We start from the raw sequence: 23729 nt of genomic DNA, 5'->3' as shown, positions 1-23729 counted from the left end.
CGGTGAATAATATACAATACGGAATATATATATTACATTATGAGGTTTAATATTATATATATGTATCTTCATGTGAGTCTTCGGGCGGTTCTCCTTTGAAAAGGTGAAACCGCAAAGAATGCGCTTTTAGAGTAATATATAAATTGCGTTAAATGCTTTAAAGTAATCTATATATTACATCCTTGCGATGGAATAAGATCAGCCAAGCACAGGAGGCGATGTTTCATGGCCAGAAATCAAAAGAGCGTCTCGCGTCAATCAAGGGAAGCGATTGAACTGCTCGGTTTGATGATCCGTTCCGCGCGTCTTGAGCGAAACATGACAGCGGTGGATCTTGCTGCACGGGCAGGTGTATCGCGCCCCTTGCTGGCCCGTGTTGAGAACGGAGATCCAAGGGTAGGAATTGGTTCGGTGTTTGAGATCGCGGCGATCGTCGGGGTTCCGTTGTTGGGGGATCGGCCGGATGATGTGTCGAAATCCTTGTCGACCGAGCGACGATATCATTCCGTCCTTCGGCAAAGGGCGTTTCAGGCGCAGAACAGGAAGGTGAAGGATGACTTCTGAATTGCTGACGCCAGCAAAGTCACTGTTCGTCTGGATCTGGTTGCCGAACGCGACAGAGCCCGTGGTGGCCGGAAGGCTGGATCTGGTCAACGGGATTCACGAATTTACATATGGTCAAAGCTACCTCAATAACCCTGATGCCATCGCGGTCTATTTTCCGGAGCTCCCGTTGCAAAAGGGGATCATCGCGCCGAAGGCACCACTGACGATTGCCGGTTGCCTGCGCGATGGCAGCCCGGATTTCTGGGGGCGTCGGGTCATTGTCAATCGGCTGTCCGGGGCAAAGGGGAACGCGCTTGATGTCGATGCGCTCGATGAAATGAATTTCATGCTGCAATCCGGCTCTGACAGGATTGGTGCGCTCGACTTTCAGGTGTCCGCAGAAAAATACGTTCCCCGCCAGCAAGGCGAAGTGACCCTTGAAATGCTGATGAATGCAGCATCCTATGTTGAGGCGGGAACGCCACTGCCCCAGGAGCTGGATGAAGCGCTGCGCCACGGAACATCCATCGGCGGGGCGCGACCAAAAGCACAGATCAAGGCGGACGAGACAAAGTATATTGCCAAGTTTTCCGCCTCAAATGACCAGCATTCGGTCGTCAAGGGCGAGTATATTGCCATGAAAATGGCAAGTGCTGCGGGACTGGATGTTGCACAGGTCGAGCTTGCGACCGTCTCCGGCAAGGATGTTCTTTTGATAGAGCGATTTGACCGGGTCACTACAGACAAAGGCGAGATACGACGCGCGATGGTCTCTGGATTGACCATACTTGGTCTTGCAGAGCATGAAGCACGCTATGCCAGCTATCCAATGCTTGCGACCGCGCTACGTCAAAGAAGCAAAACGCCGCAAAAAGACGTCAAAGAGCTGTTCGGGCGCATGTGCTTCAATATTCTGGTGGGAAATACAGACGATCATGCACGGAACCATGCGGCATTCTGGGATGGCAGGGACCTTGGCCTGACACCTGCTTACGATATTGATCCGCGCCCGCGCATGTCATATGCGGCCAATCAGGCGATGTCGGTATTTGCAGAGTCAAACCACTCGCAACTGGCATTGGCATTAAAGTCGGCACCAGACTTCGGCCTGTCTGAATCAGAGGCAAGAGCCATCATCAAGGTTCAGATTGAAGCCATTAAGGATCTTTTCCCAAAACTGGCACAGGATGTCGATCTGTCTGATCAGGATTGCACCCTGCTCCGCGAACGCGCGATTCTCCGGGAATATGCCTTTGAGGGCTATTAGCGTCCAAACCTTGGCGTCCGGACTCTGGCGCCTGAACCTCTGTTTGTTCTGCAATATGGCCTTTCCCAGGGCCGCTAACAGTAAAAATAGGAAATTAATCCTTTACAATGAGAACAAAAAGGGATTATAGCTTGCATATCAACACCGGAATTGCATCTGGAAATAAGTCGGGCCTTTTGAGGTTCGACTGAAAAGACGGCGAGAACCGTCGATATGCGCGGGCGGAACACCGCCCTTGGGGACATCACAAACCATTCATCAAACCAGCGTGCATCGCAAGATGCGCGAACGGGAAAGTTTGAACTTTTCAAAGGTTTGACGCGGTGAAGGGGTGGTTGCAGGTCCGGTGGAATGAACAGGTTTTATCCAGCAGGAGGGCGACGTGACCGAACAACGACTTTTTCCCAAACCGCATTCTGCGCGCGACATCACCCCTTTTTCCAGTGCGAGGCAGGCGTGGTTCTGGTTCGTGCGCTGTCAAACTGCGCGGATCGAGGGTGCCCGTGTGGTGGCCGACGCAGGCGAGGTTGTGCGCCCCTGTGATCCTGATGATGTTTATAACGCGGTGACGCGCCTTAAAAAGGCGGGCATTCTGAATGAGCGGCATTTGCAGGTACTGGAATATTTCGGGCTGGTCGAACGTGAACCCGATGCGCGTGATCCGCGCGAAAAGGACAAGGGTGATTTATGGCAACAGGCCCTTGATGCGCTTGAAAATGTGCTGGTCACACGCGGCATCGTCAAACGCGGGAATGATGAAAGTTTCCATCACGAAGATGTCGCCGTGGAACTGGGTGGGGATCTGTCGCCATGCGGGATGTAACCAACGTTTTCAATGAAGCCCAAATCGCTGAAACGGCGCAGGAATCCGCCGGTCCATGGATGGATCACTGGGCCGATCAATTTGCGTCGGGGCGTGAGGTTTCGGTGCTTGTGGTCTTTGCCGATGCGCCGGAAAAGCGATTGTTGCGGGTTCTCAAACCGGGATTTCGCCATTGCTTTGTGCTGGTCTCCGGGGTGCGGGCCGGGGAATGGATTTGCCTTGATCCGCAAAGCCATCGGGTGCGCTGCGAAAGCTGGTGCTATTCGCCGATCTTTGATCCGGCGGCCTATTATCGTGGCCTCGGCTATCACTGCATCTGGGCGCGGTATCCGGCCTCGATCACACACAAGGTTCGCTTCGGCCCGATGAGCTGTGTCGAGCTTATCAAACGCCTTTTGGGTATTTCGGCCTTCTGGATCATTACCCCCTGGCAGCTCTATCGCCATCTGCAACAGGGGATTGCGCGCGATCAAATCGGGGATGTGTTTTTTTCTGAAAAATGTTCTTGATTTGTTCTTTTTAATGTGACATAAGAGACAAATCAACGCCACAGATGCGCCCGCAGGGTTCCGACCCTTGCGGGCGTTTTTGCGTTTGGCCGTGCGTTTGTGGATCGAGTTTCCCGCCTGCGCGGGAATGACGTTCGCTTCATGCTGCTGTTTTGGGCACCGTCATCCCCGCGAAGGCGGGGATCTCGCTCACCGTGCTCTTTTGCAACCATCACCAAACATCACAACCCGGAGGCCTCGATGGGAAGTCTGTTTTCCACGCCGAAACCGGCACGTGTTGCGCCGCCGGTTCCAACGTCAACGGCGACCATAACCGAAGAAGACACCAGTGCTGAAGACGCCGCACGATCTGCCCGGACCGAGGCGCTTGAACGCCGCCGTTACGGACGGGCCAGCCTGATCGGGACAAGTTATCGCGGGCTTTTGACGGACCGCATCGCCAAGGCGGGTGGCGGCAAGAACCTTTTGGGGGAATAGGCATGGCGAATTCGCAAAAGGCTGTGACTGAGGACAAGGCAACCGACGGGGCAGATATCACCCAATTGCGCGCCCGCTTTCAAAAGGCGATGGAGCGCCGGCGCAACTGGATCGCCCATTGGCAGGATTGCTACGAATTCGCCCTGCCACAGCGCAATGCGGCGGCCAGCAACCAGACCAATGGCGGCAAGCGCCTTGATCGGGTGTTTGACGCCACTGCATCGGACGCGGTCGAACAGCTTGCCGCCAGCCTGATGGCCGAAATCACCCCGCCCGGTGGCGGCTGGTTTGAGTTAGAACCGGGTGGTAATGTCGCCAATGCGGATCGACAGGCTTTGACCGAGCAACTTGGCCGGGCCGTTCGGATTTTGCAGGGGCATTTTGATCGGTCCAACTTTGCGGTCGAAATGCATCAGGCGTTTCTGGATCTGGTGACGGCTGGGACTGCGTGCTTGCGTCTCGAAAAGGCCGATTTGCACAGCCCGTCTGCTTTACGCTTTACGGCTGTCCCCTTGCGCGATCTGGCATTTGAAGAACGATCCGATGGCAAGATGGATGCGGTGTTTCGAAAACTGGTACTCACCCGCGCGGAAATCCTTGCAACCTGGCCGGGGGCAAAGGGCTTTGCCGGTGATGATCGCGATGACAAGGACGCGCCGAAACGCTTCACGGTGATCGAGGCTGTGCTTCCGGCAACGGATCACAAAACCGGCTATGAGCTGTGTGTGTTTCGCGAAGACGGTGACGCCAATACCCATGATCTGATCTATCGCGACCGGTTTGATGTGTCGCCCTATATCGCCTTTCGCTGGATGAAGGCACCGGGCGAGATTTATGGCCGGTCCCCGGTGATGAAGGCCCTGCCCGATATCAAGACTGCCAACAAGGTGGTCGAACTGGTGCTTAAAAACGCCTCCATCGCGGTGACGGGCATCTGGCAGGCCGATGATGATGGCGTTCTGAACCCCGCCACCATCCGCCTTGTGCCGGGTAGCATCATCCCCAAGGCCGTGGGGTCTGCGGGGCTCAAACCGCTTGAGGCGCCCGGTCGGTTTGATGTGTCGGATCTTGTTCTTTCTGATCTGCGCGATCGTATCCGGCGATGTTTGCTGGCCGATCGGTTGGGGCAAACCGATCAACCGGGCATGACCGCGACCGAGGTGCTTGAACGCGCGTCCGAGAACGCAAGGCTTCTGGGCGCAACTTATGGCCGGTTGCAGGCGGAGTTGCTTTATCCGTTAATCCGGCGTGCGCTTTATATCCTGACCCAAACCGGGGAACTTCCCGACATCCCGCTGGATGGCGATGTCGTGGTGCTGCGTCATGCGGCCCCGCTCGCACAACTGCCAAAACGCGTACAGGCGGGACAGGCGCTGGATTGGCTGTCACGGATTGCCGCCCTTGGCCCGGATGCCTTGGCGGAGGTTGATTTGCCCGTCATGGTCCGCTGGCTTGCCGATCAGTTTGGCGTGCCGGACCATCTTCTACGGCCAAGCCTGCCACCCGAAATCACGGAGGCGGTGTGATGGCCGATAATGGATGGGACTGGTTCGAGGCCGAGAACGAGACGCTTTCGGAAAACGGCAGCGACCATTGGCAGGCCTGTTTTGATAGCGACGCCGGGGCAAAGGTGCTGGCCGATCTTGAACGCCATTTCCTGCACACAGCCCTTGGCCCGGATGCCAGCACTGCGGCGATCTGGATGCGCGAAGGGAAGCGTGCGCTGGTGCTGCAGATCAAACGGCTGGCGCGGGGCTTAAAGGAGGTGTGAGCTCGCTGCTCGAGGTCCCCGCCTCCGCGGGGATGACGTTCGTTCCTTACGCCTGTTCTGTCCACCGTCATCCCCGCGAAAGCGGGGATCCCGAGCCACATCTACCAAACCCCAAGTTTGACCCCAATAAGCGGAGCATTCGCATGACAACCGAACCCGACCTTCTCGCACCGGAAACCGAGACGCCGGAAGCACCGGAGTCAGTAGAAATACCCGAGTTGCTTGATACCATCGATGAAACGTCAGAACCCGAACTTGATGCCGCAGCCCTCGCCGATCTGGTGCCCGAAACACCGGACGCCTACGCAATCACGCTTGCAGATGGCATGGAAGATATTGATACGGATTTAAACCAGCGCCTGCATGCGGCAGGCTTCAGCAACGCACAGGCTCAGCTGGTTTATGATCTGGCGGGGGAGGTTCTTTCACCGCTTCTGGGCGATCTTGATCAGGCGGCACAGCGCGCGACCGACCGTGCGGCGTTGGCGGCCGAGTTTGGCGGGGTGGAAAGCTGGAAAAAGCTGGCCCCAAAAATCGAAAGCTGGGGCAAGGCCAACCTGCCAGAGGCCGCCTTTGAGACGCTTTGTCAAAGTGCCGATGGCGTGCGTGCCATGCATCGCATGATGACCCATGGCGATGAGGCAGCCCTTGGCAAGTCTGACGGCGGGGCGGGGGAGACCAGTCTTCGCTCCGAAATCCGGCGCAAGATGAATGATCCGCGCTATTGGCGGGATCGCGATCCAACGCTGGTCGCCGAGGTGCAGGCGGATTTTGCCCGGCTTTCTGGTGGTTAGTCAGGCCTAGAACAGCTTGTCGGCACGGTCGATGACCGCGTTGACATAGTCCGGGATCGGGGTCAGCGGCAAAAGGAAATAGCCCGCAGTCCCCAGCCCGATCAGGCTGAACACAAGCAAAACCGACTTCTTCACGGCAGATACTCTTTTTCTTTGTTTTCTTGTTTGTCTTGGACCGGACCGCGCAGAAAAGCCCGTCGGGTGCAACAGGTCGGGGCAAATCAAGCGCGTGTCCTACGGAACCTCGATGGATGAGGTTCCCTGTAACAGCGCTCTTAAAACACCAAACCTTGGCCGGAAAATGACCGGTTTTGGGGCAATTGTGGCATCGGCCTTTACAGGCAGCGCAATTGAACCCCGACGGCTGCCTGCAATCACGACAAAACCATATCTGAAACAAGGGGATAAAAGGCGATGACAACCACGATTGATCAAAGCTTCATCGACCATTTTCAGGCCGATGTGCATCAGGCCTATCAACGCATGGGATCAAAACTGCGCAACACGGTGCGGGTGAAAAACGCCATCAAGGGCGCGACCACGGTTTTCCAGAAGGTCGGCAAGGGCACGGCCACCACCAAGGCCCGGCACGGCAAGGTGCCGGTAATGAATGTCGATCACGCGGCGGTGCGCTGTGACCTGCGTGATTATTATGCCGGTGACTGGGTCGATGCGCTTGATGAACTCAAGATCAACCATGATGAAAAGATGGTTCTGGCCAATGCCGGGGCCTATGCGCTTGGCCGCAAGACCGACGAGCTGATCATCAATGCCCTGGTCGGGGCCGAGGATGTCCTGCCCGATAATACCGAGGGCATGACGCTTGATAAGGTGATGATGGCGTTCGAGGGCCTTGGTGATCGCGATGTGCCCGATGACGGGCAGCGCTATGCAATTGTCGGCTGGAAACAGTGGTCGGAACTGCTTCTGATCGATGAATTTTCACGATCGGATTATATCGGCGATGAAGACCTGCCGTGGAAGGGAACCCAGGCCAAACGCTGGCTCGGAACGCTTTGGATGCCCCATTCGGGCCTGCCGGTCGCAAGCGGCATTCGCTCCTGCTTCTGGTATCACCGCACCGCGATTGGCCATGCCATCGGCTCGGACGTTCAGTCCGACATCACCTGGCACGGCGATCATGCTGCCCACTTTGTCAACAACTCCATGAGCCAGGGCGCAACCCTCGTTGATGGTGACGGCGTGGTGTGTTTGCAGGCGAAGGAATAACGCTAAAGCCCTTTTGAGCATGCCGCTCGAGGTTCCCGCCTGCGCGGGAATGACGTTCGTTCCATGCACCTTAATCAACGCCGTCATCCCTGCGCAGGCGGGGATCTCGCGCCAAACGCTCAGCCCAACATTTTCCAATATCAGGAGCCCAAAATGGCAGAAGGTTTCAAAGCCAGAAACCTCAGTGTTCTGGCCTACGCCAACGGCTTTACGCTGTGGCACTACATCACCCCGGACGTCGCCGCCGACGTCGATACCACGAACTACTTTCTTGAGGCGCGCGACATGCTGCGCGTCGGCGATTTCATCATCGCCAACACCAACCGCGACGCCACCCTGTCCGGCGGCCTGTTCGTCGTCGCAAGCTCCGGTGCAAACGGTGTCGATGTCCGCGACATGACGGCAATCGGCACCTCAAACACCGACTGATCGCACACCCCCGATCCACCCATTTCATCCTCCCTCAACCTTGCCCCGGTGACGTGTGTCGCCGGGGTTTCTTTTGATCAAAACAAGGATTGCCCATGTGTAATTGCAACAAGATTACCATCTGCACCGAATTTGACGCCACCCAGATTGCTGGCCTTCAGGTGCCGATTGCCTCCATCCATGCCTTTGCCACCCAGACCGTGCCGGCCGATTATCTGATCTGTGATGGTTCGGCTGTTTCCCGCGCAGAGTATGCCGAGCTTTTCGCTGCACTTGGCACAGTTTGGGGCGAAGGTGATGGCACCACGACTTTCAATATCCCAGATTTGCGCGGCGAGTTCCTGCGCGGCTTTGATGCTGGCCGTGGTGTGGATGAGGGGCGTGTGTTCGCGTCTGATCAGGGTGATCAGATGCAACAGATCACTGGCAGTATCGGTGTCGTGAGCCGCTTTAACTCGCCCGAGGGTGTATTTAGCTACACCACTCAATCAGGCACCACCGACGCGACATCCGGTATCACCAATCAGAACCGGCTTCATTTCGATAGCGCCGATTCCCCGAATGCGCGTGTCGGTGATGAAACACGCCCGCGCAACGTTGCGGTGACTTACGCGATCAAGGCAATCCACCCTGCGAGCAACTGAGTAAGACCCGCAACCAATCCACATCTTTTCAAACGCCCCGGCAGTATCTCGCTGCCGGGTTTTCTTTTTATCAACCAAGGAGACTGCTCATGCAGGGTAATACCCCGGTCGAATGTGAAATCCTCAATGTTATTCAGGGGGCAGGCATCTGGCCTGATTGCAAGGACAAGACCCAGTTGCTGCAGGCCATCGAAGCTCTGATTGCAGGCGGTGGTTCTGGTGATGGCGGTATCGTGGCTGGCAGTGAAATCGGTTCGGTCTCAGCTTTCGCCATGCCAACCCCGCCAACTGGCTGGCTGGTATGTGATGGCTCGGCCGTTTCACGTACCGAGTATGCTGATCTGTTTGCAACCATCGGGACCCTTTGGGGGCAAGGTGATCAGGTGTCGACCTTTAACTTGCCGGATTTGCGTGGCGAGTTTGTGCGTGGCTTTGATGATGGTCGTGGGGTTGATGATGGGCGTGTATTTGGCTCTGCACAGGACACGACCACGAACCGGCTTGCTCAAGTTGAAATTCACAATGATGGCCCAGAGACACCCTTGATCACGATCCCGCAGGATGGCTCTTGGTCCGATCGGACCATGAACATCGATGATCTCACAGGCGGGAACAACAGGGCTCTGCGTTTCCGTCTTACAGGTGACGAAACCCGCCCCCGCAACATTGCTATGACCTATGCGATCAAGGCGTTTTATCCGACGTCTGCATAAGTCGTTCAGAGAAATTCACTAACCCCGGCAAGCCTTGTTTGCCGGGGTTCTTTTTTATCCGAGTTGGAGAATTCATATGCAGTGTTTGAGCCCGGTCGAAAGTGAAGTTCTCAATGTTGTTCTGGCAGCCGATATTGTCCCGGATCGCATGGACGATACGCAGTTGTTGCAGGCACTTGAAACCCTGTTTGGCGGGGGGGGGCCGGTGGCGGGGGCCGGTGGCGGTTCTGTGCCGGTTGCGACCATCCTGCCGTTTGCCGGTTCGGTGGCACCGGAAGGCTTTATGATTTGTGATGGTGCGGAACTTCTGGCGGCGGACTATGCCGATCTGTTTACCGCGATTGGCACGACCTATGGTGTCGGGCAGGCTGCGGGCAGTTTCAAACTGCCGGACCTGCGCGGTCGTGCACCGATTGGTGCCGGTCAGGGTGATGGCCTTTCGGATCGTGTGATCGGCGCGGTTGATGGCGAAGAAACGCATCAGCTTACTGTCGATGAGATGCCCTCTCATACTCATCAGTATGGTGCGCCGCATCTCCAAACCTACGGCATGAGTTCCTTTGCGGAACGGGGCGTAAACCCGACTTCGCAGGAATGGTATTCGGTGTCGGATGCTGGCGGCGACCAGCCGCACAACAACATGCAGCCGTTTCTGGTGGTGAATTACATCATCAAGGTTTGATTGCTGTGATCTAGCACCTTGCGGGGCCCGGTTTTCCGGGCTCCGTTTTTGTTTGGGGGCAAAACGGATGGCGTTAAGTGATGTGGCGTTGTGTGCACGCGCATTGGTGATGATCGGGGCGGCGCCGATTTCGTCTTTTGAAGAAGACGTTGCCGAGGCCGAGATTGCCCGGATGCTGTATCCCACCGTGCGCGACGGGATGCTGGCGGGCTATCCTTGGCGGTTTGCCGGGCGGGGGGCGTGGTTGTCGCGTTTGGCCGATGGGGATGGGGCTGTTTCGGCCAAGGAGGACAGCACCCTGTTTGCGCTGCCGCGCGATTTTATCCGGTTGCTGTCGCTGGAAAATGACGGCGGCAAGATAGCCCGGTTTGAGTTGCGCGATCAGGCGGTTCTGGTCGCGGGTGACAGTGCGTATCTTAGCTATGTCGCGCGCTTGCCCGAGGGTAGCTTTCCGGCCTGGTTTGACATGGCCCTGATGGCGCGGTTGGCAGCCGAATTTTGCCTGCCGCTGACTGAAAGCAGCACACGCGCCGAGTACCTTTTCAAGCGGGCCGAGGACCAGTTGCGCGAAGCCAGACTTGCCGATGCGCAGCAATCGACCCCGCAGGCGATTGAGGGGTTTTCGCTGATTGAGGCGCGGGGGTAGGGTGAGAGCGACAGGGTTGCGCAAGGTGTTTATTTGAGAAATTGCTGCGCGGCTGCGTCCCGTAACGGTATCGGGCACATTAATTTTTTCTTCTGGTTGTGTTTGGGCTTTGGATTGCAATCACATGAATGTTACGTTTCTTATATGAAAGCATGGTCAAGGACTTAATCCAATGAGAGCGGATGAAGTTGCTCATTACCTCGACGCAACCAAGTCACTTTCCGGCCAACCAGTTTGGATTGCGGGCTCGAAAGACAATCAGTTCCGATTGCAATGGCCTGTTATCTTTCGGGGAACAGGTGGAACGCATGTTGAGATTACGTATAGTAGCGGCGCACCATACTTGAAATACAGTATCATGCTGATGATACCACCACCGGTCTTTCGCCTTGATGTAGGCAAGGAACTGATCCATATGAACCGCAAGCCCCGGATACATTCGATCCATGGAAGTCACTTCCACCCGTGGCATTTGAATGCGCCGGAAGGAAGGGCACCGATTCCCAAAAACCTGAAAGAGGCGGTTTCGTATACAGGATCGACCGATATTGAGACCGCTTTCGAATGGTTCTGTGGTATGGTAAAGATCGCGCTGCCAAAATCAAAATTGCCGGAACCGCCATTGCGGGAGACGCTGCTATGACAGACAAATATGTGCAAATTTCCGCAGATATCGCGCGGGCGCGTCCCGTAGAGCACGGGACGCTTGTAGATACTACTTGCTTGCTGTCAACTGGCGAGGTCGTGCAGGTTCTGATAACTGGCGGAACCAGCGAGATCGTGGTTTCTGACTGCGGGCTGGCAATGACGGAAATTGAAAATTTAGGTCTGGGAGACAAGTTTCCGACCAAAAGGTTCAAAGCTCATGCAGCTCATTTTGGTGTTCAGATTTCCAAAAAGGGTGAAATTTATGTAAAAACCTCTGCTGCTGAAGTGTCGGCGGCTGTCGTCCTTGTCTCCAATGCGGTTCAGGAAGCTGTAAACACAGAAATAGCCAGAATGAAACCCCGACATCATAGAGACCTTAAGCTAGCTGTTGCTGAATTTGTAAAAGAGAAAGACTTGCTCAAATTTGAGCGGGACCGAACTATTTCCGGGCGCTACACATCTCATAAGTTTGAGCATGTTTTTGAGGGCGGACGTAATCAACTGATTATTATGGATACTGTCATCCCTGACCTCTCCTCGATCAGCTCACGAGTGGTCGCACATATTGACGTTCGGGAGAATGCCGAGATCAAGGCAGAGTCTTTGCTGGTTTATGATGACACTGATAATTGGCGAACGGACCGCTTGGGTCTCCTGGAACTGGCAGGAACAATTGTTCCTTTCACAGGCCTTTCCGAAGCTATGGATGCTCGACTAGGTTTAGCCAAAGTACATTAATTGCCTTCTATGGAAATTAGGTTTTGTTCTGCCCGGTTCTCGTGAGCCGGGCATTTTTTGTTTTCGGTCGAAGCCTGGATTGCCCGTAGCCGATTGATGATTTTTCCCTGATTTCTGCAAGGAATTGAGCCCATGGCACGCCGCGTTCTGGAGAAAAATACCTTTTCAACCGGCGAACTGGCCCCTGAATTGTGGGGGCGCTCAGACTTAAGCGCCTATGCCAATGGGGCCGCACGCCTGCGCAATGTGTTTATCGAACCCTCGGGCGGGGTGCGCAGGCGTCCGGGCATTCGATTGATTGATGAATTGCCGGGTCCGGCCCGCCTGATCCAGTTCGAGTTCAATACCGAGCAGACCTATCTGTTGGCCTTTGGCGATAACCGCGCACTGGTGTTTGAAGACGGGGTTGAGACGATCTGGTTTGAAACCACGTTTGGGCCTGCGCACCATGATCTTTTGAACTGGACGCAGAGTGCGGATACGCTGTTGGTCGTGCATCCGGATGCCAAGCCGGTCCGGATCACACGCACCGGCGATGGCAGTTGGCAAACCAGCCTTTGGGCCTGGCGTGAAACCAATTTTCGTACCAGCCAGCCCTACTACAAGTTTGTCGAACCGGCTGCGACCCTTAGCCCGTCGGGCACCAGCGGAACGGTCACGGTCACTGCCAATATGGATGTGTTCGTGCCAGAACATGTCGGCACGTTGTGGCGGATTCAGGGGATTGAGGGCGAAATCACCAGTGTGTCTGATGCCCGCACCGCGCAGATTACACTCAAGCAGGCACTGCCCAACACGAACGCCACCGTCGATTTTGTCGAGCAGGCCTTTTCCGAGGTGCGCGGTTGGCCGCGCAGCGTGACCTTTCATCAGGACCGGTTGATCATTGGCGGATCGCGCGATCTGCCCAACCGGTTGTGGATGTCAAAATCCGGCGATCTGTTTAATTTCGAGCTCGGCGAAGGGCTTGATGACGAGGCAATTGAATTTGCCCTTCTGGCCGATCAGGTCAATGCGATTACCGGCATTTTCGCCGGGCGTCATTTGCAGGTCTTTACCAGCGGATCGGAATGGATGGTGACGGGTGATCCGCTCACCCCGGCCAATGTGCAGGTCACGCGCCAGACCCGGATTGGCAGCCAAAGTGATCGCACCGTGCCGCTGGTCAATGTCGATGGCGCAACGCTTTTTGCCGGGCGGAGCGGACGCGAAATTCGCGAATTCCTGTTTACCGATGTCGAACAGGCCTATGGTTCGGCCGATCTGGCCTTGCTGTCACGCCATCTGATCCATCATCCCATCGATCAGGCCTTTGATCCGGAACGCAGACTTTTGCATGTGGTAATGCGCGATGGTTCGCTTGCGACCCTGACGCTGTATCGGTCTGAGGCGATTACCGCCTGGTCGGCGCAATCGGTTACGGGATGTGCCTTTGCATCCGTTTCGGTATCCGGCGGGGATGTCTATGTCGTGCTGGAACGCGATGGCCGCTATTTCCTCGGCGTGTTTGACCCGAAATGCGGTTTCGACCTTTATCGCCGCCAAGCGGTGGCCGAGGGCGAACCGCCACGCAAACATTGGGGCAATCTTGAACCGCTCGATGGTCTGGATGTCAGCGTTTGGCACGATGGCGTTCTTGCCGATGACATCCCGGTTGCCGGGGGCACGATTACGCTGCCAGATCACATCGGGGCAGTGGCGGAGATCGAGGTCGGCTTGCCCTTTACCCATGAAATTTATGCCCTGCCGCCGGCTGCATCGGATGGCAGTCGCCCGCATGGCGGCAATGCCGTGCGGCTGGTCTCGGTGACGTTGCGTTTGCAGGAAACCGGGCAGCTGCGCGTTGATACCGGTCGGGGATTGCGCGATGTCGCACTACCGGTATCTGCACCACCCGATGAAAAAGATGCGCTTTATAGCGGGGATATCATGCTGCGCGCACTGGGCTGGCGGCGGGGCAGTGGGGGGACAGTTAAAAGCGGATTATGGCGCATCGCCGGGGCATTGCCCCGGCCTTTTTTATTGCTCGGTGCGGCCAGTGAAATGGGGGTGAATGACTGATGGGTGGATTTACTTCAATCGTGCCGATGGCGGCATCGGTGCTGCAAACCGGACAACGGATTAGCGCCAACCAGACCAATGCACAAAGCCGTATTGATCAAACCGAAGCAGCCCGTCAGGCGGAGCTGGCCGAGATCGCAGCGCGGGAGCGTGAAGACGCCACCAATCGCGAAGAAGACCTTAGGCGGCGTCAGGCAACCGCACGCGCCCGGCAAGGGGCATCGGGCTTGATCGCCGGGGGCTCGGGATCGGCCAGTGCGGTGCTGGCGGGCTATGAAAAGGCCGCGCGGCAGGATGCAGACCAGAGTGCCGATGCCGCCGCGAGAAACCGCAATCGCATCAACCAACAGGCCGCCTGGCGCGAAAAGTCGCTGTTGCGATCCACACAGGATGACACTGTTGCGCGGCTGAATGCCTGGTTTTCAAAGCGCGATGGCTGGGGCTGAGGTTCTGGGGCTGAGGTTTATTAGGGGGAAGAAGCTATGGGCGCTGTTTTTGCCAATCAGATCCGTGCCGCCATCGCCTTTGTCGGCGATGGCGCGCGCGATATTTTTCCGTTTGATTTCGATGTGTTTGATGCGGGCGATGTGCGCATCAGCATCGATGGAACGGAAACCGATACCGGTTTTCATATCGCGCTAACACCCACCGATCAGGGCGGGGGTGGCGTGGTGCGGTTTGAAAATCCGCCGGCAAATGGCAGCACGATCCATATTGCCCGGCAGTTGCATTTGCGTCGCCTGAGTAGCTTTGACGCCATGTCGATCCCGCGCGGTGATGCGTTGGAGCGCGATCTTGATTTCATGACGGCCGCCCTTGGCGATGTTGATCGCGCGCTTGTCGGCACGTTGCGGTTTGGCGCGGATCAGGGCGAGGGCGCGTCGGCAGAGCTTCCGGTGATCAAGCCCGGTCGGGCGCTGATCTGGAACAGTGATGGCACTGGGTTGGCCAATGGGCCGACGGCCGATGACATTGCGGTCGCAAGCCATAAGGCCAGCCAGGCACAAGATGCCGCCAACCGGGCCGAAGCCGCCGAAAGCCGATCTGAAACAGCACGTGCGTCGTTTGAGCGATCAACCGCCTCGGCGATGCTCGATCTTGATTTTCGCAGTGGCGATGTTCTGGCGTGGGAGGATGAGCGCCGCATGCCGGTGATTGACGCGCCGGTCAGCCGGATCATGGATATCCGCGAAACCGGATCACTTGTCCGGCTTTCAAGCGGGGCACAATTGACCTTGCCGGTGGCGTCACTTGCGCGCAATGGCGTTCGCTTTCGGGTGTTTAACGGTGATGGCACGATGGTCGATATCGCAACTGCATCGGGTGATGTGATCCGCCCGACCAACGGCGGGGCGGAGGCAACCATCTATCCGCTGCCGACCCGTGGTGACATGGTCGATCTGGTCTGTGATGGCACGCGCTGGTTTGCCGCCCCGATCCATGAAAGCGGCCCGGTGGTGAAGCTTTTGCGGGTGGCATCGCAATCCATCCCGGCCGGCGGGGCGTTTCTGGTCGAATGGGATCAGGTGATTGAAGACAGCCACGGGCTTTATGACAGTGCCGTGCATGGCGTGACCGGCCTGCCGCCGGGCTTTTATCATGTTGATATCGGGGTGCGTTTCCCGATTACCGACCAGTCGGTCTTTACCACATTGTCGCTCGAACGCTTTGACGGCACCGATTGGTCGAGCCACTTGCAGGCCAATGACATTACCGCCATGGGCAGCGGGGCGGCGCACAGTTTGCGCCTGAATGGTATTGCCCGGATTAATCCAACGCCCGGCTCCGGATTGCGCCTGCGTCTGTCGCATAGTGATGCGCAAACTCGCGACATCGGCGCGAGTGATCTTTTGACCTGGTGTCATATCCATCGCATTGGCGGCTAGCGCGCCAACACGCACCTGCCATCCATCGACACACACACTGATCGGAGATGCATCCAATGGGATTGCGTTATCAGCCGCTTGCGGCCTGCATGAACGTGTCGCGCGCCAGTAACAAGCTTGTTCGCGGCCAAAATGGCCTGCTTGAAACCCGCGCGATTGATGAACCGGCCTATGACCATGACCGGCTCGGTCGGCGCCTGGGCCTTTTGATCGAGGGGGCGGCGACCAATCTGCTGCGCTACTCAATCGCCTTTGACAATGCGCTTTGGGAAAAGAACAGCGGTGTGACCGTGGCCAGCAGCACCATTGCTGCCCCGGATGGCAGCCAAACCGCGATGCAGCTTGATCTGCCGGGCACTTCCGGTGGTGCGGATGGACTTTATCAGAATGTCGGTGGGCTTGTGGCCAGCCAGACCTACAGCTTTGCCGTCTGGATGCGCGCAGTTTCGGGCACGGCCGACATCACGCTTGGCGGCATTGACGGGGCTTCCGCACATGGTTTTGCCCTGGGTGAAAACTGGCAGCGGGTGTGGATCGCGGAACCGGCATCAAACAGCACGCGCTATCCGAAAATCAGCACCGCCATAACTGCGCTTCCGGCCTCCATCCTGATCTGGAATGCGCAGCTTGAAGCCAGCCCCGTGCCCACCAGTGACATCATCAGCAACGGCATCCCGGCCGCGCGCGCCTGCGATAACGTCCGGCTTGATCCCGGCGACTGGTTCGCCCAAGGCCGGGGAACCTTGGTTTTTGATATCCATACCGCGTCCGATTGGGCGGGCATCTGGCGGATCGTGCAGCTTTACTCGCTTAGCCTTAATGATGATCACCTTGATCTTGGTTATGACAGTGCCGCCGATCAGTTGCGCATTTCGCTACGTTCGGGTGGCGTGCCGCTCGTCACCCAGTCGCTTTATGGAAGTCTTGCTAAGGACACCCGCCATCGCATCGCACTGGCGTGGGATGATGATGTGATCTCGGTCGGGCTGGATGGCGTGGTGTTGTCCTCGCCCGATGGTTTTGTCATGCCGCGCAATTTTTCCAATATCGTGCTGGGATCGTTTGGCGGAACCGACAAGGCACTGAACGGCCATGTCCGTAATCTCGCCTATTGGCCGGAAAAGCTTTCCAATGTGCGGTTGTCAGAGCTTTCAACTGTCTGAGGATGGGCGATGCGTGAGACGGAAAACACCGATCCAATTGCCACCTTGCGAGCGGAACTGCTGCGCGATTTGCCCGATGACATCAAACGGGTGCGCAATGCCTATCGCCGGGCGGCACAGCAGGCAGCGCTTCTGCGCGAAGCCAAGGATTTCAATGCGCATCAGGCGGCGTGCAAAACCGCCCTTGGGCATCTTGATGGTTTGATCAAACTGCTGCGTTGGGCGTCTGAGGGGCAGGGTGCCGGGGAAGACGACGGCGCGGACGATGCAATGAACACCAGCGATTTGATCGCCAAAGCGAAGGAGGCGCTTGAAGGTGCCAGCTGAGGGATTGGCGTAAAGCATTGTGATCTTTGTGTGATGGTATCACATCCGTGATTGTCGAGACGTCCTTGAAAGCTGCCGGCATAGGTCGCGCAGCGATAAATGCCTAACTTTAGAAAGGACAGACCATGAAAAATGCGATGATTGTTTTTGCCAGCCTGATGTTTATGGCAAGCCCTGCATTTGCCAATGGTGGTGACGAGGAATCGGCAAGTTCGAGCTCGGAAGACAGCCTGATTGAACAGGTGCAGGGTGCGACCCAAAAGCAGAAATGCTGGTCTGCTAAAAACTGCACAGGCAAGGTTCTGAGTAACCGTGATGCCCATAACTGCAAGGACAAATCCAAGGGCAAGTCCTGGGAAAGCAAATTTGGGGTTTGTACAAACCTCTGACCCGCAATTCTCATCGTGATGTGAAGGGCATTCGGCGGCATGCGTCGCCGAATGCCTTTTTGTATTCAAGATAAAGAAATCTGATCATTTCGAGGATCGAGCAAATGGCAAGCTTCGCCGAATTCGTCTGGATCTGGGATCAGATGTTGGGGCTCAGCCTGCCGGCCCATCACCGCAAGATGGCCGATTGGCTTGAGGACTGCTGGCAGTCGGGCAAACGCGAGATGCTGTTGATGGCGTTTCGTAATTCCGGCAAGTCGACGCTGGTCGGGTTGTTTTGTGCCTGGGTGCTTTATCGTGATGCTGACTTGCGCATTCTGGTTTTGGCCGCCGATCTGGATCTGGCGAAAAAGATGGTGCGCAACGTCAAGCGGGTGATTGAGCGTCATCCGCTGATGGGTGCCCTGTTGCCCGAAAAGCTTATCGATTGGGGGAGTGAGCGCTTTACCGTGACCCGCACGGCTGTGTTGCGTGATCCGTCGATGCAGGCGGTGGGCATTGGCGGCAACATTACCGGGTCGCGCGCCGATCTGGTGATTTGCGATGATGTCGAGGTGCCCAAAAACAGCGACACCGCCCATAAACGTGCCGAACTGCGTGAAAAGCTTGGCGAGATTGCCTATGTGCTGGGACCAAGCGGTGCGCAGCTTTATGTCGGCACCCCGCACAGCTATTACTCGATCTATGCCGATGAAGCGCGATCCGAGCTCGGCGAGGTTGCCCCGTTTCTGGCCGGTTTTTCACGCTTCGAGCTTCCCATCGTCAATAAGGACGGCACATCAAACTGGCCGGAAAGATTTGATCTGGCCGCGATTGATGCGATGCGGATCCGCACGCCAGAGCGCAAGTTTCAAAGCCAGATGATGCTTGAAATGATGGCCCCGGTGGCCGGGATGCTCGATCCGGCAAAATTGCGTTTCTACGACGATCAAGTTGAGATCACGCATGGCAATGGCCGCATGAGCCTTCGAATTGGCGGGCGGACCATGGTCGCCAGTGCCTGCCATTTTGATCCGAGTTTCGGGTCGCTTCGGGGCGACGGGGCGGTGGTTGCGTGCATTTATATCTGCGATCAGGGGGAATATTGGCTGCAGGATATCGCGTGGCTGCGGGCGTCTGATCCGAGTGCACCGGCGGCAAACTGCGATATGCCCTGGCGCGATGAGGCCAGCCAGCTTTGTGCGCAGGTCGCCGAGTTTATGGCGCGCCATCATTTGCCGTCGGTCCGGGTCGAGACCAATGGCATTGGTCGGTTCCTGCCCAATATCCTGCGGCGTGAACTGAAATCAATCGGATGGGCGGCAAGCGTCGTAGAACATCATGAGAGCACCAACAAGGCCACCCGTATCGAGGATGCCTTTGGCGCGGTGATGGGGGCAGGATTGCTGCATGTCCATTGCGATGTTTGCCAGACACCGTTTCTGCGCCAGATGCGCGATTGGCATCCCGATAACAGCAATGCCAACAAAGGTGCTGATGACGGGCTGGATGCGGTGGCGGGTTGTATTTTGCATGATCCGGTGCGTTTGCCACGGGTCGATATGCCGGTCAAACGGGCCGATTGGCGGGCACAAAGCGGGATTTTCCGGGCCGATAGCCATTTCAACCCGTGAGAACGGGCTTTCAATTCGTGAGGGAGGAAAAAACTTTCTCACAATGCCAAATGGTTAGCGCAGGTCTGTATCACATTTGTGAAATATTCATGGAAAATTCAGCTTTGGTCCCTACGTTTATTATATGAAAGCATAGTAAGTAATTTTTCTTCCTATACTAAAGTGAGTTTTCGAAGCCAGAAAAAGACGGGTCCCGGCCCATGAAGCCGGCACAAGGAAGCGGCCAAAGATCATTTGTTGATTGATTTTGCAGTACAGGAAAACAAGACGTCCATGTGGGCGCACCTGACTGCCAGGAGGCCTGACCATGTTGAAAACACTGAGCTTGATTGCTGTGGTGGCAGGTGCCGTTGCAGTAACACACACCCCAGCCTCGGCATCCCCCGTCTGCGGGGATCGATCCAAGGTGATCGACAGCCTGAGCGCAAAATATTCCGAAGAACCGGTCGCGGTCGGCGTGACGTCCAATGGTGGCGTGATCGAGGTGCTTAAAGCCCCCGATGGCCAGACCTGGACGATTTTGTTTACCTATCCGTCTGGCCCAAGCTGCCTTGTCGCCTCTGGCGAGGCCTGGCAGGACCTTGAAGAAAAGCTCAAAGGCCCGGCAGCTTAAACCAAGCTTCCCCGCCTCCTGACTGCTTTGACCGCTTATCCAGCCCGTGGGATGTCGCCCCGGGTGGAGGCGCGGTCGACCTGACCCGCAAACCACCGGTTTGCGGGTTTTTCTTTGTCTGAAAATCGAGGCCCCCATGACCCTGCCTGTGACCCAGACGGTTGATGTGATCTGGTGGATCACGGCTGTTGAAATCCCTGCTGTCGCCAGCCTGTTCTGGCTGCATTGGCGGATGCGTTCCGAACTGCTTGGCCGGGTGGAGCAACTCCGCACCCGCGAGGAATCAGATGCCAGCGACCTGCGCGATGCCTTGGCTGCCTTCAAGCTCGATGTCGCGCGCAACTATGTCTCCATCCCCTATCTCAAGGATGTCGAAAAACGCCTGACCGGCCATTTGCTCCGGATCGAGGCCAAGCTCGACATGCCCCCCATCCCGAGCAAAAAGGATCTGAGCCTATGACCGACCCCCAAACCCTGACCAGATCGTTATCAACGCCGGTCACCGATCCCGATACACTGCCCGAGGTCGAAGTCTTTGCCCGCACCCTCTATGGCGAGGCGCGTGGCGAGGAGCTTGCCGGGATCGAGGCGGTGGCATCGGTGATCCTAAACCGGGTGGCGTATGCCAAACAACGCGGGCGCTATTGGTGGGGCAATGACATCAAGTTGGTGTGCCTGAAACCGGCACAGTTTTCCTGCTGGAATGCGAATGATCCCAACCGCAAGAAGCTGCTGGCACTCAGTTCGCGCGACCCGGCCTATCGTTTGTGCAAACGCATCGCCAAGCGCGCGGTGGCAGGCGAGCTTCCCGACCAAACCGACGGCGCCACCCATTATCACACCCATGCGGTTGATCCGTTCTGGGCGCGTGGGAATGTGCCGTGTGCGGAAATCGGAAATCATCTGTTCTACAAGAACATCGGCTAGTCCGATGGCCGCTCTTGCCGCCAAGACGGACTGCAAAGAAGCATTGGCTGCGCTTCCGGTGCTCACGTACTCAAACGTACGCTGCGCGCCGGTTCTCGCCAATGCTCCTTTTCGTCACGCCTTAACGACAATCCCGACCATCGGTTGGGCACTCGACTTTGATGGAGAACATTGATGATCCCGGCATTGCTCGCCCAAATCGGCCTGCCGCTTTTGATGAAGGCGGTGGGTGCGGGGCTTGATCATATCGACAACCCGATCGCCAAAACCGCGGCCGAGGGCCTTAAACAGGTGGAGGCCGCCGTCACCAAGGGCGACGTCACCCCTGAACAACTCATTGCCGCCAACCGCCACACTGAACGCATGGCCGAAATCGAACTGGAGCGCGATATCGAAACAGTCAAATCCGTCAACCGCACCATCCGGGCCGAGGTCGCCAGCGAAGACGCCTTTGTCCGCCGCTGGCGCCCCAGCTTCGGCTACGCCGTCGCACTCACCTGGATCATGACCATGGGCGCCATCGCCTATGCCATCATCCTCACCCCGCTACAGGCCCCGGCCATCATCGCAGCACTCGTCAATACCAGCCCGATCTGGGGCATTGCGTTGGGCGTTTTGGGCGTGAGTGTGGTGAAGCGGAGTGCGGATAAGAAGATCCCGTGATTTCGTTTATTGCGGTTGTTTCGAATATTGCGAATAAGCGGGCGGGTGTGTATAAGTAAGAAAGCTACAAGAAAAATTGTAGAAAATTTGTAGAAAAATTGCAGGCTGGCGCCGGAAAGTGAAATGGAGATTGCACTATGTCCGCAATTCGCAAAGACGACTTTGGCGGTAGATTGCCAACCCAGATTGAAAGCGCGACTGCCGATCAGCTCCGCCAGATTATCGCGTCGCAGACCAAGGATGGTGAGGATACCAAGCTGACCGTCATGCCCGGTAACGGTAAACCGGAAACGATTACGCTCAGCCCGGCTCTGACTGAAAGCCTGATGGCGTTGCTGCGTCTGGTGTCCAGCCGTCAGGGCTTTCAGATGATCCCGCTTTCGGCAGAGCTTACGACGCAACAGGCGGCAGATTTGTTGAACGTCTCCCGGCCCTATCTGATCAAGCTGCTTGAAACCGGCGACATCCCCTATGCCACCGTCGGGCGGCACCGCCGGATCAAGGCAGAGGATTTGTTTGCCTATAAAACAGCCCGGGATGCAGAGCGTGACGAGGCTTTGTCTGAGTTGGCAAAGATGGATGCAGAGCTTCTTTTGAAAGGGTATTGAGGGCAGATGACATATCGGGCAGACCATTTTACAGCACTTCTTGATGCCTGTGTTCTGGCCGATGTGTGTAAGAGGGTGGGCTAATTGCAACTGAAATATTATTTCTTATATAGTTGGTCACACGACATACCAATAAACCGTCTCGAATCTGTAATGAGCAAAGAAAGCAGAAGGTTAAAATCTGTCAAAATTTGTTTGCGTTTAAAATCAGCGAGTTGGAGAAAGTGATACAAAAATTTCTTGTTAACTGTTAACTGTTATCTTAAATGAAGACTCTCTTTAAGATTGAGTTTCTGTGTGGGTTGAGTCATTTTTGGGTGAGTTTGGCGTAGCGGTCATCATGCTCACATAACTTACGAAGTATCAGAATCATGAATGCATACGCAAAAAAAGTTCGGGATGCTGCATGCCGTAGAGACGGCACGCCGCTTTATAACAGCTCTAAGGAGCATGCGTCCGTCCTAGCTGCTGCTATGTTCGAGTACGCAGGCGATGAAGTGTGCATACTCACAGGGAAGCTTGATGCGTTAGTTTATGGTCGAGACAGTGTAATTGAGCACGCGAAGCTGTTTTTATCTACTACTGACCATAAAATCAAAGTCTTGGTGGAAGAGCCCGAGAAGTTGGATATAAAGGACCACCCGTTTGCAACAGAGTTTGCAGACCACTCGGATGTGGAGTTTCGTGTCCTTGATAAGAAGTACAAAGATCTACCGTTCCACTTCATTGTGATGGACGGAGATAGTTATCGCTTTGAAAAGAATAAATCTGTTCCTGCTGCAATTGCTGCATTTGGTGACAGGATTGGTGGAAAAAACCTTACAGATATCTTCGCTGAAATGTGGGGTAATTCGACCGAAGAGCTCACAATAAAACACTAACGTCTAAAATAAGTTCTTGTGCAACAAAAACGCGAACATTAATATTTGTGTTCGCGTTTTTGTTTGGGTCGATCTATGACTGAAGTAATATCTCTCCTGCCAAAACTAGAGCCTGCAGTAGCCATCGCCTTTGCGTTAAATCTTGCTTACATTGGGCTCGAGCGTTTTCGCTATAGAAAAGCTATTCGCGATTATGTTGGCTCTAAAATGGGTGACCTTAGGAACCCGGGGAATGGTATAAGTGCGCTTAAGACATATAAAATTGTTGCGCGGTTATCCAATCTGGAAGATGAGGGGAGGCGTTGGTTGTGTCCAGTCGAAAAAGATGCAAAATTGCCTGGGCTATGGGGAGTGATTTACGCGTTTTGGTTTGAGTGCCATATTGATTTTTTCATAATTACTATTTTAGCTTTTTTTACTGGTATTCTACTTTGTATTGGCGTTGCTCATGATGCTGGTGTTTTTTTATGGCTTTCAGATTGTTTTACTGAAGAACGCATTCATCTAACTTATTGGGGAGTGCTTTTTATCGGCATATTTCCTGTTGTATCAGTTCTTCTCGGTAAATATACCGTGAAAAAAGCCAAAGAGAACGCAGACGATCAGATTGCCGAAATAAATAAAGTTGAGCAACTGTATGTGCAAAAATTGACTGTGGATCAGGTGGAGTAAGGGAAAGGT

At 55.7% G+C, this 23729-nt stretch carries 31 protein-coding genes; 30 read left to right on the top strand and 1 reads right to left on the bottom strand.

Translation table 11 applies throughout. The annotated features are described in order from the left end of the window. Positions 1-225 precede the first annotated feature (225 nt). The 8 genes from AC5Q5A_RS19550 to AC5Q5A_RS19515 all read left to right on the top strand — a co-directional run bounded on the left by AC5Q5A_RS19550 (position 226) and on the right by AC5Q5A_RS19515 (position 6187). A complete protein-coding gene (locus AC5Q5A_RS19550) occupies positions 226-564 on the top strand; it encodes a helix-turn-helix domain-containing protein (RefSeq protein ID WP_493896337.1) in 339 nt (112 codons plus the stop codon). Beyond that, on the top strand, positions 554-1813 hold the full coding sequence (locus AC5Q5A_RS19545; protein ID WP_493896336.1) for a type II toxin-antitoxin system HipA family toxin: 1260 nt from the start codon (positions 554-556) through the stop codon (positions 1811-1813). The genes AC5Q5A_RS19550 and AC5Q5A_RS19545 overlap by 11 nt, the downstream gene beginning before the upstream one ends. Positions 1814-2195: 382 nt before the next feature. After that, positions 2196-2636: a hypothetical protein gene (locus AC5Q5A_RS19540; RefSeq protein ID WP_493896335.1), complete on the top strand. Its 441-nt coding sequence runs from the start codon at positions 2196-2198 to the stop codon at positions 2634-2636. Beyond that, a complete protein-coding gene (locus tag AC5Q5A_RS19535; protein ID WP_493896334.1) occupies positions 2624-3145 on the top strand; it encodes a hypothetical protein in 522 nt (173 codons plus the stop codon). Before AC5Q5A_RS19540 ends, AC5Q5A_RS19535 begins: the two co-directional genes overlap by 13 nt. 240 nt (positions 3146-3385) lie before the next feature. Beyond that, positions 3386-3622: a hypothetical protein gene (locus tag AC5Q5A_RS19530; protein ID WP_493896333.1), complete on the top strand. Its 237-nt coding sequence runs from the start codon at positions 3386-3388 to the stop codon at positions 3620-3622. 2 nt (positions 3623-3624) lie between these two features. Beyond that, the gene (locus AC5Q5A_RS19525; protein WP_493896332.1) at positions 3625-5148 is read left to right on the top strand and encodes a portal protein; all 1524 of its coding nucleotides are present in this window, start codon (positions 3625-3627) and stop codon (positions 5146-5148) included. Further along, on the top strand, positions 5148-5393 hold the full coding sequence (locus AC5Q5A_RS19520) for a Bbp19 family protein (protein WP_493896331.1): 246 nt from the start codon (positions 5148-5150) through the stop codon (positions 5391-5393). Before AC5Q5A_RS19525 ends, AC5Q5A_RS19520 begins: the two co-directional genes overlap by 1 nt. Before the next feature lie 143 nt (positions 5394-5536). Beyond that, entirely contained in the window at positions 5537-6187 is a 651-nt protein-coding gene (locus AC5Q5A_RS19515; RefSeq protein WP_493896330.1) for a capsid assembly protein, read from the top strand. Positions 6188-6193: 6 nt separating this feature from the next. Here the strand turns inward: AC5Q5A_RS19515 and AC5Q5A_RS19510 are convergent, their stop codons facing one another. Next, positions 6194-6322 (bottom strand): hypothetical protein, encoded by a 129-nt coding sequence (locus AC5Q5A_RS19510; protein ID WP_493896329.1) that lies wholly within the window; start codon positions 6320-6322, stop codon positions 6194-6196. A 279-nt stretch (positions 6323-6601) separates the two neighbouring features. Between AC5Q5A_RS19510 and AC5Q5A_RS19505 the strand changes: the two genes are divergently transcribed. From AC5Q5A_RS19505 to AC5Q5A_RS19400, 22 genes are all read left to right on the top strand, one after another. Then, positions 6602-7417: a phage capsid protein gene (locus AC5Q5A_RS19505; protein WP_493896328.1), complete on the top strand. Its 816-nt coding sequence runs from the start codon at positions 6602-6604 to the stop codon at positions 7415-7417. A gap of 153 nt (positions 7418-7570) precedes the next feature. After that, complete coding sequence (locus tag AC5Q5A_RS19500; RefSeq protein ID WP_493896327.1) at positions 7571-7846, top strand: hypothetical protein; 276 nt, start codon at positions 7571-7573, stop codon at positions 7844-7846. Between the two features lie 95 nt (positions 7847-7941). After that, a complete protein-coding gene (locus tag AC5Q5A_RS19495; RefSeq protein ID WP_493896326.1) occupies positions 7942-8490 on the top strand; it encodes a phage tail protein in 549 nt (182 codons plus the stop codon). Positions 8491-8579: 89 nt separating this feature from the next. Beyond that, a complete protein-coding gene (locus AC5Q5A_RS19490; protein ID WP_493896325.1) occupies positions 8580-9203 on the top strand; it encodes a phage tail protein in 624 nt (207 codons plus the stop codon). A 76-nt stretch (positions 9204-9279) separates the two neighbouring features. Beyond that, complete coding sequence (locus AC5Q5A_RS19485; protein WP_493896324.1) at positions 9280-9885, top strand: phage tail protein; 606 nt, start codon at positions 9280-9282, stop codon at positions 9883-9885. 67 nt (positions 9886-9952) lie between these two features. Then, positions 9953-10531: a phage connector family protein gene (locus AC5Q5A_RS19480; protein ID WP_493896323.1), complete on the top strand. Its 579-nt coding sequence runs from the start codon at positions 9953-9955 to the stop codon at positions 10529-10531. A 172-nt stretch (positions 10532-10703) separates the two neighbouring features. Further along, positions 10704-11174, top strand: a complete 471-nt coding sequence (locus AC5Q5A_RS19475; protein ID WP_493896322.1) for a hypothetical protein — start codon at positions 10704-10706, stop codon at positions 11172-11174. Then, positions 11171-11917 carry a hypothetical protein gene (locus tag AC5Q5A_RS19470; RefSeq protein WP_493896321.1) on the top strand — a complete coding sequence of 249 codons (747 nt, stop codon included), beginning with the start codon at positions 11171-11173 and terminating at the stop codon, positions 11915-11917. The genes AC5Q5A_RS19475 and AC5Q5A_RS19470 overlap by 4 nt, the downstream gene beginning before the upstream one ends. A gap of 132 nt (positions 11918-12049) precedes the next feature. Beyond that, a complete protein-coding gene (locus AC5Q5A_RS19465) occupies positions 12050-13978 on the top strand; it encodes a phage tail protein (RefSeq protein WP_493896320.1) in 1929 nt (642 codons plus the stop codon). After that, positions 13978-14424 carry a hypothetical protein gene (locus AC5Q5A_RS19460; RefSeq protein WP_493896319.1) on the top strand — a complete coding sequence of 149 codons (447 nt, stop codon included), beginning with the start codon at positions 13978-13980 and terminating at the stop codon, positions 14422-14424. The genes AC5Q5A_RS19465 and AC5Q5A_RS19460 overlap by 1 nt, the downstream gene beginning before the upstream one ends. 36 nt (positions 14425-14460) lie before the next feature. Next, positions 14461-15864 carry a hypothetical protein gene (locus AC5Q5A_RS19455; RefSeq protein ID WP_493896318.1) on the top strand — a complete coding sequence of 468 codons (1404 nt, stop codon included), beginning with the start codon at positions 14461-14463 and terminating at the stop codon, positions 15862-15864. Positions 15865-15920: 56 nt separating this feature from the next. Then, positions 15921-17027 carry a phage head spike fiber domain-containing protein gene (locus AC5Q5A_RS19450; RefSeq protein ID WP_493896317.1) on the top strand — a complete coding sequence of 369 codons (1107 nt, stop codon included), beginning with the start codon at positions 15921-15923 and terminating at the stop codon, positions 17025-17027. A 9-nt stretch (positions 17028-17036) separates the two neighbouring features. Further along, a complete protein-coding gene (locus AC5Q5A_RS19445) occupies positions 17037-17354 on the top strand; it encodes a hypothetical protein (protein ID WP_286791719.1) in 318 nt (105 codons plus the stop codon). 125 nt (positions 17355-17479) lie between these two features. Next, on the top strand, positions 17480-17743 hold the full coding sequence (locus AC5Q5A_RS19440; RefSeq protein ID WP_286791720.1) for a hypothetical protein: 264 nt from the start codon (positions 17480-17482) through the stop codon (positions 17741-17743). 104 nt (positions 17744-17847) lie between these two features. Beyond that, on the top strand, positions 17848-19356 hold the full coding sequence (gene terL / locus AC5Q5A_RS19435) for a phage terminase large subunit (RefSeq protein ID WP_493896316.1): 1509 nt from the start codon (positions 17848-17850) through the stop codon (positions 19354-19356). A 307-nt stretch (positions 19357-19663) separates the two neighbouring features. Further along, positions 19664-19969, top strand: coding sequence for a hypothetical protein (locus tag AC5Q5A_RS19430; protein WP_008890208.1), 306 nt, complete (start codon positions 19664-19666; stop codon positions 19967-19969). Positions 19970-20105: 136 nt separating this feature from the next. After that, positions 20106-20429, top strand: a complete 324-nt coding sequence (locus AC5Q5A_RS19425) for a hypothetical protein (RefSeq protein ID WP_063088040.1) — start codon at positions 20106-20108, stop codon at positions 20427-20429. Further along, the gene (locus tag AC5Q5A_RS19420) at positions 20426-20896 is read left to right on the top strand and encodes a cell wall hydrolase (RefSeq protein ID WP_493896315.1); all 471 of its coding nucleotides are present in this window, start codon (positions 20426-20428) and stop codon (positions 20894-20896) included. Before AC5Q5A_RS19425 ends, AC5Q5A_RS19420 begins: the two co-directional genes overlap by 4 nt. 174 nt (positions 20897-21070) lie before the next feature. After that, positions 21071-21559 carry a 3TM-type holin gene (locus tag AC5Q5A_RS19415; protein WP_493896314.1) on the top strand — a complete coding sequence of 163 codons (489 nt, stop codon included), beginning with the start codon at positions 21071-21073 and terminating at the stop codon, positions 21557-21559. 137 nt (positions 21560-21696) lie between these two features. Further along, positions 21697-22167, top strand: a complete 471-nt coding sequence (locus tag AC5Q5A_RS19410) for a helix-turn-helix domain-containing protein (RefSeq protein ID WP_493896313.1) — start codon at positions 21697-21699, stop codon at positions 22165-22167. Between the two features lie 371 nt (positions 22168-22538). Beyond that, positions 22539-23048 carry a DUF7931 domain-containing protein gene (locus AC5Q5A_RS19405; protein ID WP_493896312.1) on the top strand — a complete coding sequence of 170 codons (510 nt, stop codon included), beginning with the start codon at positions 22539-22541 and terminating at the stop codon, positions 23046-23048. Between the two features lie 75 nt (positions 23049-23123). Continuing rightward, on the top strand, positions 23124-23720 hold the full coding sequence (locus tag AC5Q5A_RS19400) for a hypothetical protein (protein WP_493896311.1): 597 nt from the start codon (positions 23124-23126) through the stop codon (positions 23718-23720). The last annotated feature ends 9 nt before the right edge of the window (positions 23721-23729 follow it).

This window comes from Thalassospira sp. CA1 (assembly GCF_059052855.1).
This window is presented reverse-complemented; position numbering and strand designations above follow the sequence as displayed.

Coding starts and splice junctions, on each gene's coding strand:
- AC5Q5A_RS19550 (WP_493896337.1), top strand. CDS start 226: ATGGCCAGAAATCAAAAGAGCGTCTCGCGTCAATCAAGGGAAGCGATT.
- AC5Q5A_RS19545 (WP_493896336.1), top strand. CDS start 554: ATGACTTCTGAATTGCTGACGCCAGCAAAGTCACTGTTCGTCTGGATC.
- AC5Q5A_RS19535 (WP_493896334.1), top strand. CDS start 2,624: ATGCGGGATGTAACCAACGTTTTCAATGAAGCCCAAATCGCTGAAACG.
- AC5Q5A_RS19530 (WP_493896333.1), top strand. CDS start 3,386: ATGGGAAGTCTGTTTTCCACGCCGAAACCGGCACGTGTTGCGCCGCCG.
- AC5Q5A_RS19525 (WP_493896332.1), top strand. CDS start 3,625: ATGGCGAATTCGCAAAAGGCTGTGACTGAGGACAAGGCAACCGACGGG.
- AC5Q5A_RS19520 (WP_493896331.1), top strand. CDS start 5,148: ATGGCCGATAATGGATGGGACTGGTTCGAGGCCGAGAACGAGACGCTT.
- AC5Q5A_RS19515 (WP_493896330.1), top strand. CDS start 5,537: ATGACAACCGAACCCGACCTTCTCGCACCGGAAACCGAGACGCCGGAA.
- AC5Q5A_RS19505 (WP_493896328.1), top strand. CDS start 6,602: ATGACAACCACGATTGATCAAAGCTTCATCGACCATTTTCAGGCCGAT.
- AC5Q5A_RS19500 (WP_493896327.1), top strand. CDS start 7,571: ATGGCAGAAGGTTTCAAAGCCAGAAACCTCAGTGTTCTGGCCTACGCC.
- AC5Q5A_RS19495 (WP_493896326.1), top strand. CDS start 7,942: ATGTGTAATTGCAACAAGATTACCATCTGCACCGAATTTGACGCCACC.
- AC5Q5A_RS19490 (WP_493896325.1), top strand. CDS start 8,580: ATGCAGGGTAATACCCCGGTCGAATGTGAAATCCTCAATGTTATTCAG.
- AC5Q5A_RS19485 (WP_493896324.1), top strand. CDS start 9,280: ATGCAGTGTTTGAGCCCGGTCGAAAGTGAAGTTCTCAATGTTGTTCTG.
- AC5Q5A_RS19480 (WP_493896323.1), top strand. CDS start 9,953: ATGGCGTTAAGTGATGTGGCGTTGTGTGCACGCGCATTGGTGATGATC.
- AC5Q5A_RS19475 (WP_493896322.1), top strand. CDS start 10,704: ATGAGAGCGGATGAAGTTGCTCATTACCTCGACGCAACCAAGTCACTT.
- AC5Q5A_RS19470 (WP_493896321.1), top strand. CDS start 11,171: ATGACAGACAAATATGTGCAAATTTCCGCAGATATCGCGCGGGCGCGT.
- AC5Q5A_RS19465 (WP_493896320.1), top strand. CDS start 12,050: ATGGCACGCCGCGTTCTGGAGAAAAATACCTTTTCAACCGGCGAACTG.
- AC5Q5A_RS19460 (WP_493896319.1), top strand. CDS start 13,978: ATGGGTGGATTTACTTCAATCGTGCCGATGGCGGCATCGGTGCTGCAA.
- AC5Q5A_RS19455 (WP_493896318.1), top strand. CDS start 14,461: ATGGGCGCTGTTTTTGCCAATCAGATCCGTGCCGCCATCGCCTTTGTC.
- AC5Q5A_RS19450 (WP_493896317.1), top strand. CDS start 15,921: ATGGGATTGCGTTATCAGCCGCTTGCGGCCTGCATGAACGTGTCGCGC.
- AC5Q5A_RS19445 (WP_286791719.1), top strand. CDS start 17,037: ATGCGTGAGACGGAAAACACCGATCCAATTGCCACCTTGCGAGCGGAA.
- AC5Q5A_RS19440 (WP_286791720.1), top strand. CDS start 17,480: ATGAAAAATGCGATGATTGTTTTTGCCAGCCTGATGTTTATGGCAAGC.
- terL (WP_493896316.1), top strand. CDS start 17,848: ATGGCAAGCTTCGCCGAATTCGTCTGGATCTGGGATCAGATGTTGGGG.
- AC5Q5A_RS19430 (WP_008890208.1), top strand. CDS start 19,664: ATGTTGAAAACACTGAGCTTGATTGCTGTGGTGGCAGGTGCCGTTGCA.
- AC5Q5A_RS19425 (WP_063088040.1), top strand. CDS start 20,106: ATGACCCTGCCTGTGACCCAGACGGTTGATGTGATCTGGTGGATCACG.
- AC5Q5A_RS19420 (WP_493896315.1), top strand. CDS start 20,426: ATGACCGACCCCCAAACCCTGACCAGATCGTTATCAACGCCGGTCACC.
- AC5Q5A_RS19415 (WP_493896314.1), top strand. CDS start 21,071: ATGATCCCGGCATTGCTCGCCCAAATCGGCCTGCCGCTTTTGATGAAG.
- AC5Q5A_RS19410 (WP_493896313.1), top strand. CDS start 21,697: ATGTCCGCAATTCGCAAAGACGACTTTGGCGGTAGATTGCCAACCCAG.
- AC5Q5A_RS19405 (WP_493896312.1), top strand. CDS start 22,539: ATGAATGCATACGCAAAAAAAGTTCGGGATGCTGCATGCCGTAGAGAC.
- AC5Q5A_RS19400 (WP_493896311.1), top strand. CDS start 23,124: ATGACTGAAGTAATATCTCTCCTGCCAAAACTAGAGCCTGCAGTAGCC.